The organism is Rhizobium johnstonii 3841 (genome assembly GCF_000009265.1).
GTDB classification, from domain to species: Bacteria; Pseudomonadota; Alphaproteobacteria; order Rhizobiales; family Rhizobiaceae; genus Rhizobium; species Rhizobium acaciae.
On the sequence record NC_008380.1, the window covers coordinates 2,666,002 to 2,681,088 of the forward strand.

Consider the following 15,087-nt stretch of genomic DNA (forward strand, 5'->3'; position numbering starts at 1 on the left):
TTTTCTGAACCGTACCCCGGTCTCGGGATGACACGTTCCGATAACATTATGGCGATAGATCAGCTTCCGACAGCGCCGAAGCCCGGCGCTGTCGGTTCCCGGCTGTTTTCAGGCCGCCTTGGCTTTCCTTGCTTCGGCCTTGCGACGGATGTCGGGCGGCGTCGCTTCGAGGGCAAGGCTCTCGACGGCGGCGTCTAGCCCCATCGAAACTTGGTCCTGGCTGCCGAGGCGGCGGATGTTGACCGTGCGCTCCTCGGCCTCCTTTCTGCCGCAGACGATGATGACAGGAACCTTGGTGACCGAATGCTCGCGGATCTTGTAGTTGATCTTCTCATTGCGGAAGTCGGTCTCGACGTTGAGGCCGGCCTCGCGCAGCGCCTCGGCCACCTCAAGCCCGTAGGCGTCGGCTTCCGAGGTGATCGTTGCGACCACCACCTGCAGCGGCGATACCCAGAGCGGCATATGGCCGGCGAAGTTCTCGATCAGGATGCCGAGGAAACGCTCCATAGAGCCGCAGATGGCGCGATGGATCATCACCGGCTGCGTCTTTTCCGAGTTGCTGTCGATGTAGAAGGCGCCGAACCGTTCCGGCAGGTTGAAGTCGACCTGCGTCGTCCCGCACTGCCATTCGCGGCCGATCGCATCCTTCAGCGTATATTCGAACTTCGGACCGTAAAAGGCGCCCTCGCCCGGCAGGATGCCGGTCTTGATATTGTTGGACTGCTGCTGGATCGTCTCCAGCACGCCCATCATCACGCTTTCGGCGCGGTCCCAGAGCTCGTCCGAACCGACACGTTTGTCCGGCCGGGTGGAGAGCTTGATCGTGACCTCGTCGAAGCCGAAGTCCTTATAGACCGAAAGGATCAGGTCGTTGATCTTCAGGCATTCAGCGGCCATCTGCTCGTCGGTGCAGAAGATGTGCGCATCATCCTGCGTGAAGCCGCGCACGCGCATCAGCCCGTGCAGCGCGCCCGACGGCTCGTAGCGGTGGACATTGCCGAATTCGGCGAGGCGGATCGGCAGCTCACGGTAGGATTTCAGCCCGTGCTTGAAGATTTGGATATGGCCGGGGCAGTTCATCGGCTTCAGCGCGAAGACGCGGTCGTCGTCCGTGTCGTCGCCGGCAACCGTCACCTTGAACATGCTATCGCGGTACCAGCCCCAGTGACCGGAGGTTTCCCAAAGCGACTTGTCGAGCACCTGCGGCGCGTTGACTTCCTGATAGTCGCCGGCAAGCCGGCGGCGCATATAGGCGACCAGTGTCTGGAATACGCGCCAGCCCTTGCCGTGCCAGAAGACGACGCCGGGACCCTCTTCCTGGAAATGGAAGAGATCCATCTCGCGACCGAGGCGGCGATGATCGCGCTTTTCGGCTTCGGCAAGCATATGCAGGTAGTTGTCGAGTTCCGACTGCTCGGCGAAGGCCGTGCCGTAGATGCGGCTCAGCATCGGATTGTTGCTGTCGCCGCGCCAATAGGCGCCGGCCACCTTCAAGAGCTTGAAGGCGCTGCCGATCTGGCCGGTCGAAGCCATGTGCGGACCGCGGCAGAGGTCGAACCAGTCGCCCTGGTAATAGATCTTGAGATCCTGCCCTTCCGGGATCGCATCGACGAGTTCGACCTTGTACTGCTCGCCCTTGTCGGCGAAGACCTGTTTCGCCCTGTCGCGCGACCAGACCTGCTTGGTGAAGGCGGCGTTGCGGGCGATGATCTCCTTCATCTTCTTTTCGATCTTCGGCAGATCGTCGAGCGTGAAGGGCTCGTTCTTGGCGAAGTCGTAATAGAAGCCGTTTTCGATGACCGGGCCGATCGTCACCTGGGTACCGGGCCAGAGTTCCTGCACCGCTTCGGCCATGACATGCGCCGCGTCATGGCGGATGAGTTCCAGCGCGCGGTCGTCATTGCGGGTGATGATCTCGATCCTGCCGGTCGTCACGGGATCGGAGAGGTCGCGCACGGTGCCGTCGATCGCAACGGCGACCGCCTTCTTGGCGAGCGACTTGGAAATGGATTCGGCGACATCCCGGCCGGTTGCGCCGGCATCATAGCCGCGCACGGAACCATCGGGAAATGTCAGGGAAATAGCTTGGGACATCGAAATTCTCCTTGTCCAGTCCCGCCAACGAATGCGGGTGGTTGACCACGAACGCGCCTCCGCGGAGCTGAATGCGCAGCCGCCTGATAGCCAGATTTCCTGTCTGAGTAAAGAAAAAGCGGGGGTTACATAATCATTTCAGTCAGCCCGCGCACGGTGTTCCAGTTGCGCATCGTGCCGACGCCGAGCCGCTTGGTCGTCAGCGCCGAAAGCAGCTTGGATTGGCTCGGCTTGCCGGCGAAATCGATCCAGAGATCGCCGCCGACGACGGCGATGCGCTGTCCCTCCGTCATCAGCTGCTTCAGCGCCTCCACCTTTGTCGGGTCGACCGGCAGACGCATCACCCGGACGATGACCTGGTCGCCATTGCCGTCCTTGAAGGGATTGGTGCTGCAAAGCGCCATCCAGGTGCAGTCGCTGCGCACGATGATATCGACATGTCTGCCGAACTTTTCTTCAAAGGCCTCTTCCAGCTGGGTCTCGAGTTCGTGCGGCCGCATCTCGTCGGCCTCGAAGACAAGATTGCCGGTGGAAACCAGCGTGCGCGGCTCGCGATAACCGAGTTCTTCGGCAAGTGCGCGCAAATCCTGCATGATGACGCGGCGGTCGGGCGTCAGGACAATGCTGTGCAGAAGGGCGATGAAGGTGCTCATGGCGCTCACCCTTTCTTCCGCCCGAGGGCGAAATAACGCCACGGGGTCCACCAGCGGAAGCTGTCGCCAAGCATCTCCGGCACGTGGTCGAGGCCGCTGGTGCCGCCCGGGCCGCAGCGGCCGACGCGAAACAGCGTCATCCAGCCGCCGGCCCACAAGCCATGGCGCGCGATCGACTCGTAGCCATATTCGGAGCAGGTCGGGATATGGCGGCAGGAATTGCCGACAAAGCCGGACAGCGTCAGCTGGTAGAGGCGGATCAGCCCCATGCCGAGCAGGCGGTCGGGAGTCTTGCGGAACGGACCGGTATAGTTGCGGGAAGTGCGTGCGGCCTTTTCACGCGGCTTGTCCGGTCCGGCGGCGCCACCGTCGTCCTCATCGTCAGCCTGCGGGGCGCAGAACTCGCACATGTCAGTTATGCCTCGACAACTTCCGCCCGTTTCGCCTCGATCTGCCCGATCGCATCGACGACCGCATCGAAGGTCAGCATCGTCGAAGCATGGCGAGCCTTGTAGTCCCGCACCGGCAGCAGATAGCGCATGTCTTCAAAGCGTCCCTGGGGCCCCGCCCCATCCGCCTTCAACATGGCGAGCATGTCCTGGCGGGCCAGCCGCAATTCGTCCGATGTGGCGCCAACGACATGGCGGGCCATAATCGAGGACGAGGCCTGGCCGAGCGCACAGGCCTTCACGTCATGAGCAAAACCGGTCACGGTGTCGCCATCCATCTTCAGCCAGATCCGCACCTTCGAGCCGCAGAGCTTCGAATGGGCCTGAGCGCTCGCATCGGCATCATCAAGCGTCCCGGTCAGTGGAATATTGCCGGCGAATTCGAGGATTTTGCTGTTGTAGATATCGTCCATGCTGGATTTCCGCTCCAAAATCGCTGCGGATCGGCCTCTGTGAGGGCGTTATTGTCGTCAAAACAAAAAACACACCGTGTCGTGTGAGGATACTTACATACGATGGCCGTCTTCCTATATGTATGTCGTTCGAAGGCCATGAAAATGCAATGGCCTGGTGTAAGTTTGATTGGGAAACCGTGCCGGACGGGCGTTGAAACTGCCCTGAAAGCCCCGGAGCCCGCCAAAGGTGCATGAATTCCCGCTTGGGATTGACCAGTGGCGATTCCGACAGATGGGTCCGCGGTGCGGACCAGGAGACCATTGTTCATGGACGCCATCGTAAAGAATTTTCCGCAGACGACCCGCGACTCGGATCGCCCCTCCCAGCAGGAGGCGGAGGAAGCCGTTCGCGTCCTGCTGCGCTGGGCCGGTGACGACCCGACACGCGAAGGCTTGCTCGAAACGCCGGCCCGCGTCGTCAAATCGTACCGCGAGCTTTTTTCCGGTTACGACATGGCGGCGGAAGACGTGCTCGGTCGCACCTTCGAGGAGGTCGCCGGTTATGACGACATGGTCCTCGTCAAGGACATTCCATTTTACTCGCATTGCGAACACCACATGGTGCCGATCATCGGCAAGGCCCACGTTGCCTACATGCCTGATGGCCGTGTGCTCGGCCTGTCGAAGATTGCCCGTGTCGTCGAGATCTATGGCCGCCGCCTGCAGACGCAGGAAACGATGACCGCGCAGATCGCCCGGGCCATCGACGATACGCTTAATCCGCGCGGTGTCGCCGTGCTGATCGAGGCCGAACATATGTGCATGGCGATGCGCGGCGTTCAGAAGCAGGGCTCGACCACGTTGACGACGACATTTACGGGAACGTTCAAGACTGAGCCGGCCGATCAGGCCCGCTTCATGACCATGGTGCGGAGCCGCTGATACCGGCTCCCTCAGGAGGGCCGCGATGAGTCAACTGATCTTCAATCAACCATCCGAGGACAAGTCGGCGTTGGAAGACGCCGGCGATTTCACGCCGCGCTTCGACGACCGTGGCCTGATCACCGCGATCGTCACCGACGCCGGCGACGGCGAGCTGCTGATGGTGGCGCATATGAATGCTCAGGCGCTGGCGCTGACCATCCAGACCGGCACGGCGCACTATTTCAGCCGTTCGCGCGGCAAGCTCTGGAAGAAGGGCGAGACCTCGGGCAATCTCCAAACGGTAAAGGAAATCCGCACCGATTGCGATCAGGACGCCATCTGGCTCAAGGTCGAAGTCGCCGGCCACGACGCCACCTGTCACACCGGTCGCCGCTCCTGCTTCTACCGGACGATCACGCTTCAGGACGGAAAGCCGATGCTTGATATCGTTGACGACGAGCTTCATTTCGATCCGCAGGATGTCTACGGAAAATAGCCTCAAATTCCCCGGCATTTGCTCCTTATTGCGCCAGAAACCGCTTCTCTATACCATTTGGAAACTGATCGGGCACACTATCGGGAACCAAGTGTTCTGCTGGGAGGGGAGAGCGCCATGCTGAGCTGGAGTCTGCATCGTCAAAGCTCTGAAGGCGAGGGTTCCGATTCCGGCATGTCTACCACGCTCGATATGCTCCCGCCTGCTGCGCCTCAAAAGAAAATCAAGATCGCGCTGGCACTCGGCGGCGGCGCCGCCCGCGGCTGGGCTCATATCGGCGTGTTGCGCGCCCTCGACGAGGCAAAGGTCGAGATCGGCATGATTGCCGGCACCTCGATCGGCGCACTGGTCGGCGGCTGCTATCTCGCCGGCAAACTCGATGAACTCGAGAGCTTCGCGCGCTCGCTGACGATGCGCCGCATCGCAAGTCTCCTTGATCTCACCATCGGCGGCAGCGGCCTGTTCGGCGGCATGCGGCTGACCAAGCGCATGCAGGAACATCTCGAAGGCTTGAACGTCGAGGATCTCGACCGGCCGTTCGTCGCGGTCGCGGCCGAGGTCAATACCGGTCATGAGGTCTGGATCGCCAATGGTTCGCTGATCACGGCGCTGCGCGCCTCCTATGCCCTGCCCGGCATTTTCGAGCCGGTCCGCAGCAATCACCGCACGCTGGTCGACGGCGCGCTGGTCAATCCTGTCCCCGTCTCCGTCTGCCGCGCCTACGAGCAGCCGCTCGTCGTCGCCGTCAATCTCAATTACGATCTCTACGGCCGCTCGGCCGTCGTCCGGCACAATGCCAGCCTCTCTCCGCAGGAGGTGCACAAGCAGGAAGAGGCGCCCTATGCGCGCCTCGGCATGACCGGCGTCATGGTGCAGGCCTTCAACATCATCCAGGACAGGATCGCCCGCGCCCGCCTTGCCGGCGACCCGCCTGATATTTCGCTGCAGCCGCGCCTCAGCTATATCGGCCTTTCCGAGTTCCACCGGGCTGGCGAGGCGATCGAACGCGGTTACGAGGAAGCCAGAGCCCGGCTCCCCGAGATCAAGCGCATGCAGGAAGTCTACGCAAGCAACCCCTGATGCACGTCGTCCAAAAGCGCGTGGCGGTTTGGGACGACGAGACTAGTCAAGCGAGGCAGGCGAAAACCTCAGCCGGCGATATAGGCCTTGATTTCCTCGGCCTCACGCTCGACTTCGGCGATGCGCGATTTCACCACGTCGCCGATCGAGATGATGCCGGCAAGCTTGCCATTGCTTTCCACCGGCACGTGACGGAAACGGCGGCTGGTCATCAGCTCCATCAGCTCGTTGACGGTCGTTTCCTCATGGCAGCGATAGACCTTCGCGGTCATGACCTGGGCCAGCGAGTGGTCGAGGCCTTCCTTGCCGTGTTTGGCGATCGCATGCACGAGATCGCGCTCGGTGAACATTCCCGAAATCCGGTTCTCCATGCCGACGACAACGATGGCGCCGATCTTCTTCTTGCTGAGGATGGCGGCCGCCTCGGCGACGGTGGTGTTCGGCCCGGCAGTGACGACGTCCCTGCCCTTCAGGTCGAGGATTGCTTTGACTGAACTGGTCATTCGAACCTCCTATGTCCGTGAAACACTTGTCACAGGCATCCGCGGCGGTTTCTCCCCCCGGCACGGATATAGGTCGATCGTGCACTGCTCGGCTCAGGATTGCAACATATCCTTCTCGGTTCCGTCAGGTTCCATCACCGGCGGGCGCGCCCCCCGGTCGAACAACGAAAACAGCAAGAAGCCGAAGACAAATCCGCCGATATGCGCATCCCAGGCAATCGCCTGGTCGCTGTCGCCGACGAGCGGGATGCCGACAGCGATCAGCGCGTTGCCGACCAGCCAGAGCAGCATGAAGATGACGACGGTGCGGCTCTTCAGCGCCTCGACGATGGAAAGCCGGGGATTGAGATGCGCAGGCGCCATCGGTCGCCGTTCGGCCGGAAAAGCGAATCGGCAGGCGGCGCCCATCAGCCCGGAGATGACGCCCGACGCGCCGATCAGCAATGACACGTCCCCCCAGTTCAGGACCGCGTGCAGGGCGGCGGACGCGACGGCGGAAAAAACCCAGAAGAGTGCGAAACGCAGCGTCCCGATGCGGCGCACGACCGGCGCGCCGAAGGCCATCAGCCAGAAGGCGTTAAAGAGGATATGCTGGACGCTGCCGTGCAGCAGCGAATAGGTGACGGGTGTCCAGAACAGCTCCGGCCCCTGCTGCGACAGCGGAATCACATAGCGGGCGGGAACGAAGCCGAAGGTGAAGAACAGCCAGTTCAGCGCATCGTAGGAGAGCAGGAGTTCCTGCACTGCATAAATGACACCAAGCAGGCAAAGACTGAAGAACAGTGCCGGTGGGAGGTTGAAGACCGGTTCGCGCGGTGGCCGTGCCGGCGGCTGGACCTCGGGAGGTTCGGGCGCCTTGTGCGGCTCGGCCGTCTGCTCATTCATCTGTGTTTCGCCTCGTTGAGGCCACAGCCATACAGGAGCGATTGTCAAAAAAAAAGCCGTCCGAAGGGTCGGACGGCATACCGGGAGCTCCAGGAAAAGACCTCGGCCCGGGCAGGTTGTGCTGAACTTCGAAAGTCGAAGCGATGGCAGGACAGTCTCACGACGGGCATCGCATCTCAACCGAAACCATCTCTTAACCTTAACCGCCGTGATTTGGCATGAAATCCGCAAGGTAGAGCTTGTACGGGCAATGACTGCCCAAAAATGCTCCGGAATGGAACAGGTTGGTGTGAAATGCGGCTACAAACGACCATCGAAATTTTTGACTACTGGAACCGTATCCGCGGCGCTGCCGATGCGCCGCTGAAATCACAGGTCGAACCCTCCGCCGTCCCCCATCTTCTCCAAAGTCTCTTTATTCTGGAGACGCGCAAGGGTGGAGATATCGGCTTCCGGCTCGCCGGCACCCGTATCTGTGATCTCTTCGGGCGTGACCTGCGCGGCGAACGTTTTTCGTCTCTCTGGGCAAATGGTCAGCTCGCGGACATCGAACGCACGGCGATGGGTGTCATGGACCATGCCATGCCGGCCCTGTTCAACGCCACCGGCTACAGCACTGTCGGTCATCAGGCCTCCTTCGAGATTATCATGATGCCGCTGCGTTCGCCGGACGGCGCCTGCGACCGGCTGCTCGGCGCGATCGCGCCGGCAGCGGCCGCGAGCTGGCTGGAGATCGTACCGCTCGAATTCCTGGCGCTCGACCGCAGCCGCCTGCTGCCCGGAAAATTCGACAAGGCAGCACCGGCTGAACCGCGCCCCATCAACAGGATCGTCGCTGGCAAAAGCATCCATTTCGGCCAGGTCATGCGCCGCATGGTCTCGCAGCTGCTGAGTGCGGAGGCGCGCTGACGGTCCCATTTCGGCACATCCGGCATACTCGTTTTCCGCTATATGGGGACCGGGCAAAACAACCTTCTGTTAATGGATTGTGGGTAAAGATCGGTCTCTGCGATTTTCATGAAGAAGCCCTTTGATGCACTCGTTCCAGCCAGCTCAGACGCAACGACCTGCGCCGCGCCCTGAACAGGGCGTTTTTCAGCGTGTGCCCATCAATATGCAGGGCAGGCTGATGCTTGCGAACTACGAAGAGTTCGAATGCATGGTGATCGACATGTCGCCTGGCGATATGTACGTCACCTGCCTCGGCCGGCCGCGCGCCAACGAACGCGTCGTCGCCTATATCGACCATCTCGGCCGCGTCGAAGGTTATGTCCAGACGATCGACGGCCGCGGTTTCACCATGTCGATCAACGCCACCGACCGGAAGCGCGAGAAGCTTGCCGCCCAGCTCACCTGGCTTGCCAACAAGCACGAACTCGGCCTGCCCGAGGATCGCCGCCACGACCGTTTGACGCCACGCGACACGAAGACCGAGCTGACGCTCGAGGACGGTACGCGCTATTCCTGCCGCATCATGGACCTTTCGCTGTCGGGCGCTGCCGTCGACGTCGAGATGCGCCCTTCGATCGGAACGGCCGTGCGCCTCGGCAACATGCGCGGTCGCGTCGTACGCCACTTCGTCGAAGGTGTGGCGATCGAATTCCTGTCGATCCAGTCCCGCGAGACGCTGCGGGAATTCCTTTAACAGCTGCGGAAAATGGCACTGCCTTGCCGGGGAGTCCGCGGGGTGCAATTCTCGGCGGGCTTCCATCCAACGCAATTGCCAGGTCCGGCGCGCGCCCGGTCAGGTCGTGTTGAAAAGCCTGCACTTCACGGCAGGAGATTTGCAAGCGGCAACGAATCTGGCTTTGGAAAGCAAGCGTGAAATCCTGTCGCAAGTCGTTCCACCCAGTCGGTAGATAATTTTATGAGTGGAACAAGCTGCGACACCGATCGGCACGCAATAAGGTTGCGCAAAATTGTGCAGTGATTTGCGTCCGGGAATGCCCTGCCCTCGCCCGTCTTCCCTTTGTCAGCGATATGATGGATAAGGCCCGCTTCGGTCTCAGGTGCGTCCATGTCAGCTCTTTATCCCGAAATCGAACCCTATGATCATGGTCAGCTCGATACGGGCGACGGCAATCTGATCTATTGGGAAGCCTGCGGCAATCCGGCGGGTCGCCCGGCGCTGGTGCTGCATGGCGGCCCTGGTTCCGGCTGTTCGACCGCGGCGCGGCGCTATTTCGATCCCGACGCCTATCGAATCATTCTGTTCGATCAGCGCAATTGCGGCCGCAGCCTGCCGAGTGCAGCCGATCCTGAAACCGATCTCTCCCTCAACACCACCTGGCATCTGGTTGCCGATATCGAGCGGCTGCGGGCCCATCTCGGCATCGACAGTTGGCTCCTTTTCGGCAATTCCTGGGGTTCGACGCTGGCGCTGGCCTATGCCGAAACCCATCCGGAGCGCGTCGCCGCGATTGTCCTGTCAGGCGTGACCACCACCCGGCGTTCGGAAATCGACTGGCTCTGTCGCGGCATGGCGCCACTCTTTCCGGAGGAATGGCACCGTTTCCGCCAGGTGATTCCCGCAGGCAGCCAGGGACGAGACGAGGACATCGTCGCCGCCTATCATCGTCTTCTCAACGATCCGGATCCGGAAACGCGCTTCAAGGCGGCGCGTGACTGGCATGATTGGGAGGCGGCATCGATTCTGCTTGCCGATCCCCAAGGCCGGCCGCGCCGCTGGGCCGATCCGGCCTATATGCTGACGCGCGCCCGCATCATCACCCATTACTTCAGCAATGGCGCCTGGCTGGAGGACGGCCAGCTTTTGAAGAACGCCGCTCGGCTCATCGGCAGTCCCGGTATCCTGCTGCAGGGAAGGCTCGACATCGAGGCGCCGCTCGTCACGGCTTGGGAACTCGCCCGCGCCTGGCCGCAAAGCGAGCTTAGCATCCTTGCGCATGCTGCCCATTCCACCGCAAATCCCGATATGAGCGCGGCGATTGTGACTGCCACCGATCGATTTCGCTATTTTCCTCAAAAATAATTTTCCCGCCCACATCGGCGATCTGAGCGATATTCTGCTTTCGAACCGGCCGAATCGGTCGTTTCCCGCGGCATCGTCGGCCGGGGGCACGTCGCCGCAGATCGCTTATCGGCCGGCGGAATTTACCCGGCTCAACGAAAATCCTTAACATCAGGACGGCAACGCAACCTTTTCGCGGGCGAAAGCCTTGTTGCGTGAATTAAAATTTTAAACGAATTCGCGACAAATCCGCATCGAATTTTATGCGCATTCGAATCTGTTTTTAGCCAAGTTTTATCGGCATTTGAATCAACTAAGCCTCTAATTCTATTGCGTAATTTTGCGTGAGATAAAAACGTCTGTGCCATTGTCACCTCAACTTACGGGGAGACGGCAATGACAACTGCGAATATCCTGAAAGGCGGCCTTCTGGCCGGTGCGATCATGATGGCAATGGCGGGTTCGGGACAGGCGATGCCCGCCAGCATGGCCCTGGCAGGCAATGCCAGCCCGCCGATCGGACACTACGAATTCTGCAAGGCGAATCCGACGGAATGTGTCGAAGTCGGCGGCGATGCCGGACCGGCCATCCTCACCGAAGATCGCTGGAAGGAAATTCTCAAGGTCAACTACACCGTCAATTCGACGATCCAGCCGATGACGGACGAGCAGATCTACGGGGTCGAGGAGCGCTGGGCCTATCCACGCACCGTCGGCGACTGCGAGGACTACGCCCTGCTGAAGCGCAAGATGCTGATCGACGACGGTTTCTCGCCGTCCGACACGCTGATCACCGTCGTGCTGCAGCCGAATGGCGAAGGCCATGCCGTGCTGACTGTTCGTACCGATCATGGCGACTTCATCCTCGACAACATGCGCAACAAGGTGCTGCTGTGGTCGGACACCGAATACACCTATCTGAAGCGCCAGTCCGCCGACGATCCGGCCCGCTGGTCGAAGCTTCAGGACGGCCGCGCTGTCGCGGTCGGTAGCGTCAAGTAAGAACAGCCTGCCGGCCGTTGCCGGTTGCTGCCTGCGGCCCGGTCAGTCCCCGCATCCCGTCCCCGACCGGTGCCCAAGAGCCGTTCCCGCTGTCCCGGGAACGGCTCACCCCTTTTCAAGCCTTACCCATCAGCGCATTAGCGGATTATTAACCATGTCGATCCGATCATGGCGATGAGATTCATCATCGGCACCGGCGGCTCATGTTCTTCCTGCGGCGGACCGAAACGCGAAGAACCGCCATGAGCCATGCCGCGCAGAGCGCACCCGACGAGCAGCCGCTTCTTTCCATGGGGTTTCTCCTCCGCACGATGGCGGTGATCTCAGTCCTGGCGGTGCTGACCGTTGCCATCAGCATCGGCGGCCGCTGGTTCGGCCGGCATATCTCGCTTGCCGGCAACACCGACAGCACGGTTGAAATCCAGCTCGCCATCGGCCGCGACACCGTGAAATTCCCCGAGAATGCCATCCGCTTCCCGAGCCAAAGGCATGAAGGCGCCGCCGAGCGCGTCGATCTCTACCTCGCCTGGCCGGAAATGCGGGGTTACGGCAAGGAAAACCACCTTCGATTCGACGATATCGCCCAATCCTCCGGGCTGATCTTTCTGCAGATCACCCAGAGCACCATGTCGCGCGACATGTCCGGGCGGCTGGAGCCGATCTATTCGCATCTGCTCGAAGGACCTGCGGAGCCCTACCGCGACGGGCTGACGCTGCACCGTCTTCGCGCCGATGCGGGTTACGGCGACGAGGTGCTGCTGACGGCGCCCGTCAAGGGCGGGCCGGATTACGTCGTGCGCTGCATATTGCCGTCAGCCCCGGATAAGGCGGCGGGTGGAGATTGTCAGCGCGATATCAAAGTCGGTCGGGATCTCAGCGTTCTCTACCGCTTCTCAAGCAGCCATCTCGACGACTGGGAACATATTGATGCCGCTATCCGCACCTTTGTAGACGCGCGTCTTGTGAACCGTTCTGCGACAAGTCCCTAAAATGCTCTCCGGACAGCGAAATAAACGATTCATCATAAACGGATTGGTAACGCCCAACCGGTAATTTTAGAAGACGAGCTGTGCGGCGGGAGGTGTTCGGTTCCTGCCAAAATCTGAAGTGTCAAATATCTGAAATGCAAGCGAAGAGTGGAATAGTGTCAAGGTCAGTCTCCTCCGTATCATCGTCCCGATCCGGCAGTTTTTTCGCAAGGCTGCTGGCGATCCTTTCGGTGGCCGTCACGATCGTCATGGTCGATTCGGTGAATGCCGACGCGGAAGCGGCAAATCCGAAATATGCAGGCATCGTCGTCGACGCCAAGACCGGCAACGTTCTCTACAGTGAGAACGCCGACCGGCTGCAATACCCCGCCTCCCTGACCAAGATGATGACCCTTTACATGACCTTCGAGGCATTGGAGCAGGGTCGCATCCGCCTCGATACGCCGGTCCCCTTCTCCGCCCATGCGGCAGCCCAGGCGCCGACCAAACTCGGCGTGCGCGCTGGCGGCACGATCACCGTCGAACAAGGCATTCTCGGTCTCGTCACCCTGTCGGCCAATGATGCCGCAACCGCACTCGGCGAAATGCTGGGCGGCGGCAGCGAGGATCGCTTCGCCCAACTGATGACCGCCAAGGCGCATGCGCTCGGCATGACGCGCACCACTTATCGCAATGCCAACGGCCTGCCGAATACGGCGCAGATGACGACGGCGCGCGACCAGGCCCGGCTCGGCATCGCCCTTCGCCAGCATTTCCCGCAATATTACGGCTATTTCTCTACCCGCGCCTTCAAGTTCGGCAGCCGCACGATCCGCAGCCACAACCGCCTGGTCGGTTCGGTGCGCGGCGTCGACGGCATCAAGACCGGTTACACGCGGGCTGCGGGCTTCAATCTGGTAAGCTCCGTGCAGGTGGACGGCAAGTCGATCGTCGGCGTCGTGATGGGTGGCGCCTCGACGCCCGCCCGCGATGCCCAGATGCGCAATCTGATCGCCAGCTACCTGCCGAAGGCGTCGAGCCGTGGCGGATCGTCGGCGCTGATCGCCCAGGCAGCCCCTGCCCCGGCGATGATCGTGACGCCGGCTCCGGTCCAGCCCAAGAAGGCTCAGCAAATGGCGAAGACCATCACCGCAGCGCAGCCGCCGATTTCGGCAGCCGCCGCCGATCTCAGCCTGCCGCACAGGGGGCCGATGCCGGATGCGCGTTACCAGATCGCCGAGACCGAGGTCGCCTATGCCGAGACCGCCGCGCGGAAATCCGACAATCCGCTGGTAGCACAGCCGATGCCGGCGCCAACCAAAGTCAAGACCATGACCTTCAAGCAACAGGCATCGGTCGCCGTGCCGACGCCGGCACCCGCCTACATGCCGCAGGAACAGGGCGATACATCGGTCGATGAGGTCACGACCGCCTCGACCACTCCCTCACCGACTCGTGCTGCTTCCACCAGCAATGGACCGACCGGCTGGGTCGTGCAGGTCGGCGTCTCGCCGAGCCGGCAGATGGCCATGGACCTTCTGGAAAGCGCCAGGAGCAAGGGCGGCAAGGCGCTGGCCTCGGCAAAGCCCTTCGCAGTTGCCTATGCCGCCGGTGGTGACCAGCTTTACCGCGCCCGCTTCGGCGGCTTCGACGATCAGCGTGATGCCGTCAACGCCTGCAAGGCCTTGAAGAAGGCCGGCATCAAGTGCTGGGCGGCGGCCCAATGAGCTATTCGATGCTGCCTGCAAGATGGCCGGCGGCATCGGTGACGGCCGGAATCGGTGTTTGCGTTTCCGGCCACCGTTCTTGAACTCGATCAGTATTGCGTACGGGGAAAACAATGGCGATCAATGAGAATTTTCCAGGAGTGCCTTCAGACCGCCGCATGACGGCTAAAGGGCGCTCATCCCTCCATCCGCTGCACGAGGCGGCTTTGCGCCTCGCCGAGATCGGCCTGCCGCGGCCGAAGGCGAAGTCTCCGAAGACCCGGGATCTCATCAATCTGCTGCTTTGCCATGGTGCACGCGCCTGGCGCTATTCTCAACCTGAAGCCCGCATCCATCTGCATGTGACCTCGCCTGATGGCAGCGCGCCGGTGCAACTGCGCCTGCGGTGAATTGCAAAGTACCGCGCGTCATTTCAGGCGCGCGGAGACATTCAATCCACGCATGAAACTTTCCGGAAGTAGGCTCCGATTTTCGGGGATTAGAGCAGACCAAGGTCCGTAAGCTCGCGGCGCAGATCCGCGGGCATTTCGGCAATGCCGGCGCCAAGGCTTGTCAGGTCGCGCGGCACGTCATCCTCAGTGTAATAACGCCAGCCCTGGAAGGGACGCTTCGGCTGCACAGCCGTCTCGATGACCTCAGGACCGAGCATCAGGCGGCAGCGCGAAATGCCTTCGCCGTCGGTGAAGGTCTCGATGTCGAGCAGCTTCTGCCGCGCCTGCACCTGCCCCTTGATCACCCAGTAGAGCGAGCCGCCGTCAAGCAGCTCCTCCATACGCTTCGGCGCCATGCGCGTCGTATGCACCGAATGCGGCTCGAGCCCGGCGGCGATGGCGCGCAGCGAGCGTTCCGCCACCCATTCGCGCAGATCGTCTATCGAGTCGGCGCCGACACAGAGTTTGATGAGATGCAATGCCATGCTGCCGTTGAAATCCTTTTGGCA

Annotated in this window: 17 protein-coding genes; 10 read left to right on the forward strand and 7 right to left on the reverse strand. The window is 61.4% G+C overall.

Annotated elements, in window-relative coordinates; genetic code table 11:
* Positions 1–108: 108 nt before the first annotated feature.
* The 4 genes from thrS to RL_RS13040 form a co-directional block, all read right to left on the reverse strand.
* Positions 109–2,094 carry a threonine--tRNA ligase gene (gene thrS / locus RL_RS13025; protein ID WP_011652084.1) on the reverse strand — a complete coding sequence of 662 codons (1,986 nt, stop codon included), beginning with the start codon at positions 2,092–2,094 and terminating at the stop codon, positions 109–111.
* Positions 2,095–2,219: 125 nt separating this feature from the next.
* Positions 2,220–2,747, reverse strand: a complete 528-nt coding sequence (locus RL_RS13030; RefSeq protein ID WP_028741303.1) for a DUF1697 domain-containing protein — start codon at positions 2,745–2,747, stop codon at positions 2,220–2,222.
* A 5-nt stretch (positions 2,748–2,752) separates the two neighbouring features.
* Positions 2,753–3,157, reverse strand: coding sequence for a membrane protein insertion efficiency factor YidD (gene yidD, locus RL_RS13035; RefSeq protein ID WP_028741302.1), 405 nt, complete (start codon positions 3,155–3,157; stop codon positions 2,753–2,755).
* 5 nt (positions 3,158–3,162) lie between these two features.
* Positions 3,163–3,609: an iron-sulfur cluster assembly scaffold protein gene (locus RL_RS13040; protein ID WP_011652086.1), complete on the reverse strand. Its 447-nt coding sequence runs from the start codon at positions 3,607–3,609 to the stop codon at positions 3,163–3,165.
* Between the two features lie 309 nt (positions 3,610–3,918).
* On the opposite strand from RL_RS13040, the gene folE reads away from it, so the two are divergent.
* From folE to RL_RS13055, 3 genes are all read left to right on the forward strand, one after another.
* A complete protein-coding gene (gene folE / locus RL_RS13045) occupies positions 3,919–4,533 on the forward strand; it encodes a GTP cyclohydrolase I FolE (protein ID WP_011652087.1) in 615 nt (204 codons plus the stop codon).
* Positions 4,534–4,558: 25 nt separating this feature from the next.
* Positions 4,559–5,011: a phosphoribosyl-AMP cyclohydrolase gene (gene hisI / locus RL_RS13050; protein ID WP_011652088.1), complete on the forward strand. Its 453-nt coding sequence runs from the start codon at positions 4,559–4,561 to the stop codon at positions 5,009–5,011.
* A gap of 117 nt (positions 5,012–5,128) precedes the next feature.
* Positions 5,129–6,091, forward strand: coding sequence for a patatin-like phospholipase family protein (locus RL_RS13055; RefSeq protein WP_011652089.1), 963 nt, complete (start codon positions 5,129–5,131; stop codon positions 6,089–6,091).
* A gap of 68 nt (positions 6,092–6,159) precedes the next feature.
* On the opposite strand, the gene RL_RS13060 is transcribed toward RL_RS13055, so the two are convergent.
* A complete protein-coding gene (locus tag RL_RS13060; RefSeq protein ID WP_011652090.1) occupies positions 6,160–6,594 on the reverse strand; it encodes a CBS domain-containing protein in 435 nt (144 codons plus the stop codon).
* Between the two features lie 93 nt (positions 6,595–6,687).
* Positions 6,688–7,479, reverse strand: a complete 792-nt coding sequence (locus RL_RS13065) for a rhomboid family intramembrane serine protease (RefSeq protein ID WP_011652091.1) — start codon at positions 7,477–7,479, stop codon at positions 6,688–6,690.
* Positions 7,480–7,743: 264 nt separating this feature from the next.
* On the opposite strand from RL_RS13065, the gene RL_RS13070 reads away from it, so the two are divergent.
* The 7 genes from RL_RS13070 to RL_RS13100 all read left to right on the forward strand — a co-directional run bounded on the left by RL_RS13070 (position 7,744) and on the right by RL_RS13100 (position 14,536).
* Positions 7,744–8,388: a PAS domain-containing protein gene (locus RL_RS13070; RefSeq protein ID WP_011652092.1), complete on the forward strand. Its 645-nt coding sequence runs from the start codon at positions 7,744–7,746 to the stop codon at positions 8,386–8,388.
* A 124-nt stretch (positions 8,389–8,512) separates the two neighbouring features.
* Positions 8,513–9,124 carry a PilZ domain-containing protein gene (locus tag RL_RS13075; protein WP_003539887.1) on the forward strand — a complete coding sequence of 204 codons (612 nt, stop codon included), beginning with the start codon at positions 8,513–8,515 and terminating at the stop codon, positions 9,122–9,124.
* A 372-nt stretch (positions 9,125–9,496) separates the two neighbouring features.
* Positions 9,497–10,471 (forward strand): prolyl aminopeptidase, encoded by a 975-nt coding sequence (gene pip / locus RL_RS13080; RefSeq protein WP_011652093.1) that lies wholly within the window; start codon positions 9,497–9,499, stop codon positions 10,469–10,471.
* 375 nt (positions 10,472–10,846) lie between these two features.
* Positions 10,847–11,452 carry a transglutaminase-like cysteine peptidase gene (locus RL_RS13085; protein ID WP_011652094.1) on the forward strand — a complete coding sequence of 202 codons (606 nt, stop codon included), beginning with the start codon at positions 10,847–10,849 and terminating at the stop codon, positions 11,450–11,452.
* A gap of 203 nt (positions 11,453–11,655) precedes the next feature.
* Entirely contained in the window at positions 11,656–12,441 is a 786-nt protein-coding gene (locus tag RL_RS13090; RefSeq protein WP_041936331.1) for a hypothetical protein, read from the forward strand.
* A 134-nt stretch (positions 12,442–12,575) separates the two neighbouring features.
* On the forward strand, positions 12,576–14,147 hold the full coding sequence (locus RL_RS13095; protein WP_011652096.1) for a D-alanyl-D-alanine carboxypeptidase: 1,572 nt from the start codon (positions 12,576–12,578) through the stop codon (positions 14,145–14,147).
* A 113-nt stretch (positions 14,148–14,260) separates the two neighbouring features.
* A complete protein-coding gene (locus RL_RS13100; protein WP_011652097.1) occupies positions 14,261–14,536 on the forward strand; it encodes a hypothetical protein in 276 nt (91 codons plus the stop codon).
* 89 nt (positions 14,537–14,625) lie between these two features.
* Here RL_RS13100 and RL_RS13105 read toward each other — a convergent pair whose 3' ends face one another.
* A complete protein-coding gene (locus RL_RS13105) occupies positions 14,626–15,063 on the reverse strand; it encodes a DUF1489 family protein (protein WP_003559632.1) in 438 nt (145 codons plus the stop codon).
* Positions 15,064–15,087 lie beyond the last annotated feature (24 nt).

Excerpts from the sequence above, each read along its gene's own strand:
- RL_RS13060 (WP_011652090.1), bottom strand. The coding sequence starts at position 6,594 with ATGACCAGTTCAGTCAAAGCAATCCTCGACCTGAAGGGCAGGGACGTC.
- RL_RS13030 (WP_028741303.1), bottom strand. The coding sequence starts at position 2,747 with ATGAGCACCTTCATCGCCCTTCTGCACAGCATTGTCCTGACGCCCGAC.
- RL_RS13085 (WP_011652094.1), top strand. The coding sequence starts at position 10,847 with ATGACAACTGCGAATATCCTGAAAGGCGGCCTTCTGGCCGGTGCGATC.
- RL_RS13040 (WP_011652086.1), bottom strand. The coding sequence starts at position 3,609 with ATGGACGATATCTACAACAGCAAAATCCTCGAATTCGCCGGCAATATT.
- RL_RS13090 (WP_041936331.1), top strand. The coding sequence starts at position 11,656 with ATGTTCTTCCTGCGGCGGACCGAAACGCGAAGAACCGCCATGAGCCAT.
- thrS (WP_011652084.1), bottom strand. The coding sequence starts at position 2,094 with ATGTCCCAAGCTATTTCCCTGACATTTCCCGATGGTTCCGTGCGCGGC.
- RL_RS13095 (WP_011652096.1), top strand. The coding sequence starts at position 12,576 with ATGCAAGCGAAGAGTGGAATAGTGTCAAGGTCAGTCTCCTCCGTATCA.
- RL_RS13075 (WP_003539887.1), top strand. The coding sequence starts at position 8,513 with ATGCACTCGTTCCAGCCAGCTCAGACGCAACGACCTGCGCCGCGCCCT.
- hisI (WP_011652088.1), top strand. The coding sequence starts at position 4,559 with ATGAGTCAACTGATCTTCAATCAACCATCCGAGGACAAGTCGGCGTTG.
- yidD (WP_028741302.1), bottom strand. The coding sequence starts at position 3,157 with ATGTGCGAGTTCTGCGCCCCGCAGGCTGACGATGAGGACGACGGTGGC.
- RL_RS13070 (WP_011652092.1), top strand. The coding sequence starts at position 7,744 with ATGCTCCGGAATGGAACAGGTTGGTGTGAAATGCGGCTACAAACGACC.
- RL_RS13105 (WP_003559632.1), bottom strand. The coding sequence starts at position 15,063 with ATGGCATTGCATCTCATCAAACTCTGTGTCGGCGCCGACTCGATAGAC.
- RL_RS13065 (WP_011652091.1), bottom strand. The coding sequence starts at position 7,479 with ATGAATGAGCAGACGGCCGAGCCGCACAAGGCGCCCGAACCTCCCGAG.
- RL_RS13100 (WP_011652097.1), top strand. The coding sequence starts at position 14,261 with ATGGCGATCAATGAGAATTTTCCAGGAGTGCCTTCAGACCGCCGCATG.
- pip (WP_011652093.1), top strand. The coding sequence starts at position 9,497 with ATGTCAGCTCTTTATCCCGAAATCGAACCCTATGATCATGGTCAGCTC.
- folE (WP_011652087.1), top strand. The coding sequence starts at position 3,919 with ATGGACGCCATCGTAAAGAATTTTCCGCAGACGACCCGCGACTCGGAT.
- RL_RS13055 (WP_011652089.1), top strand. The coding sequence starts at position 5,129 with ATGCTGAGCTGGAGTCTGCATCGTCAAAGCTCTGAAGGCGAGGGTTCC.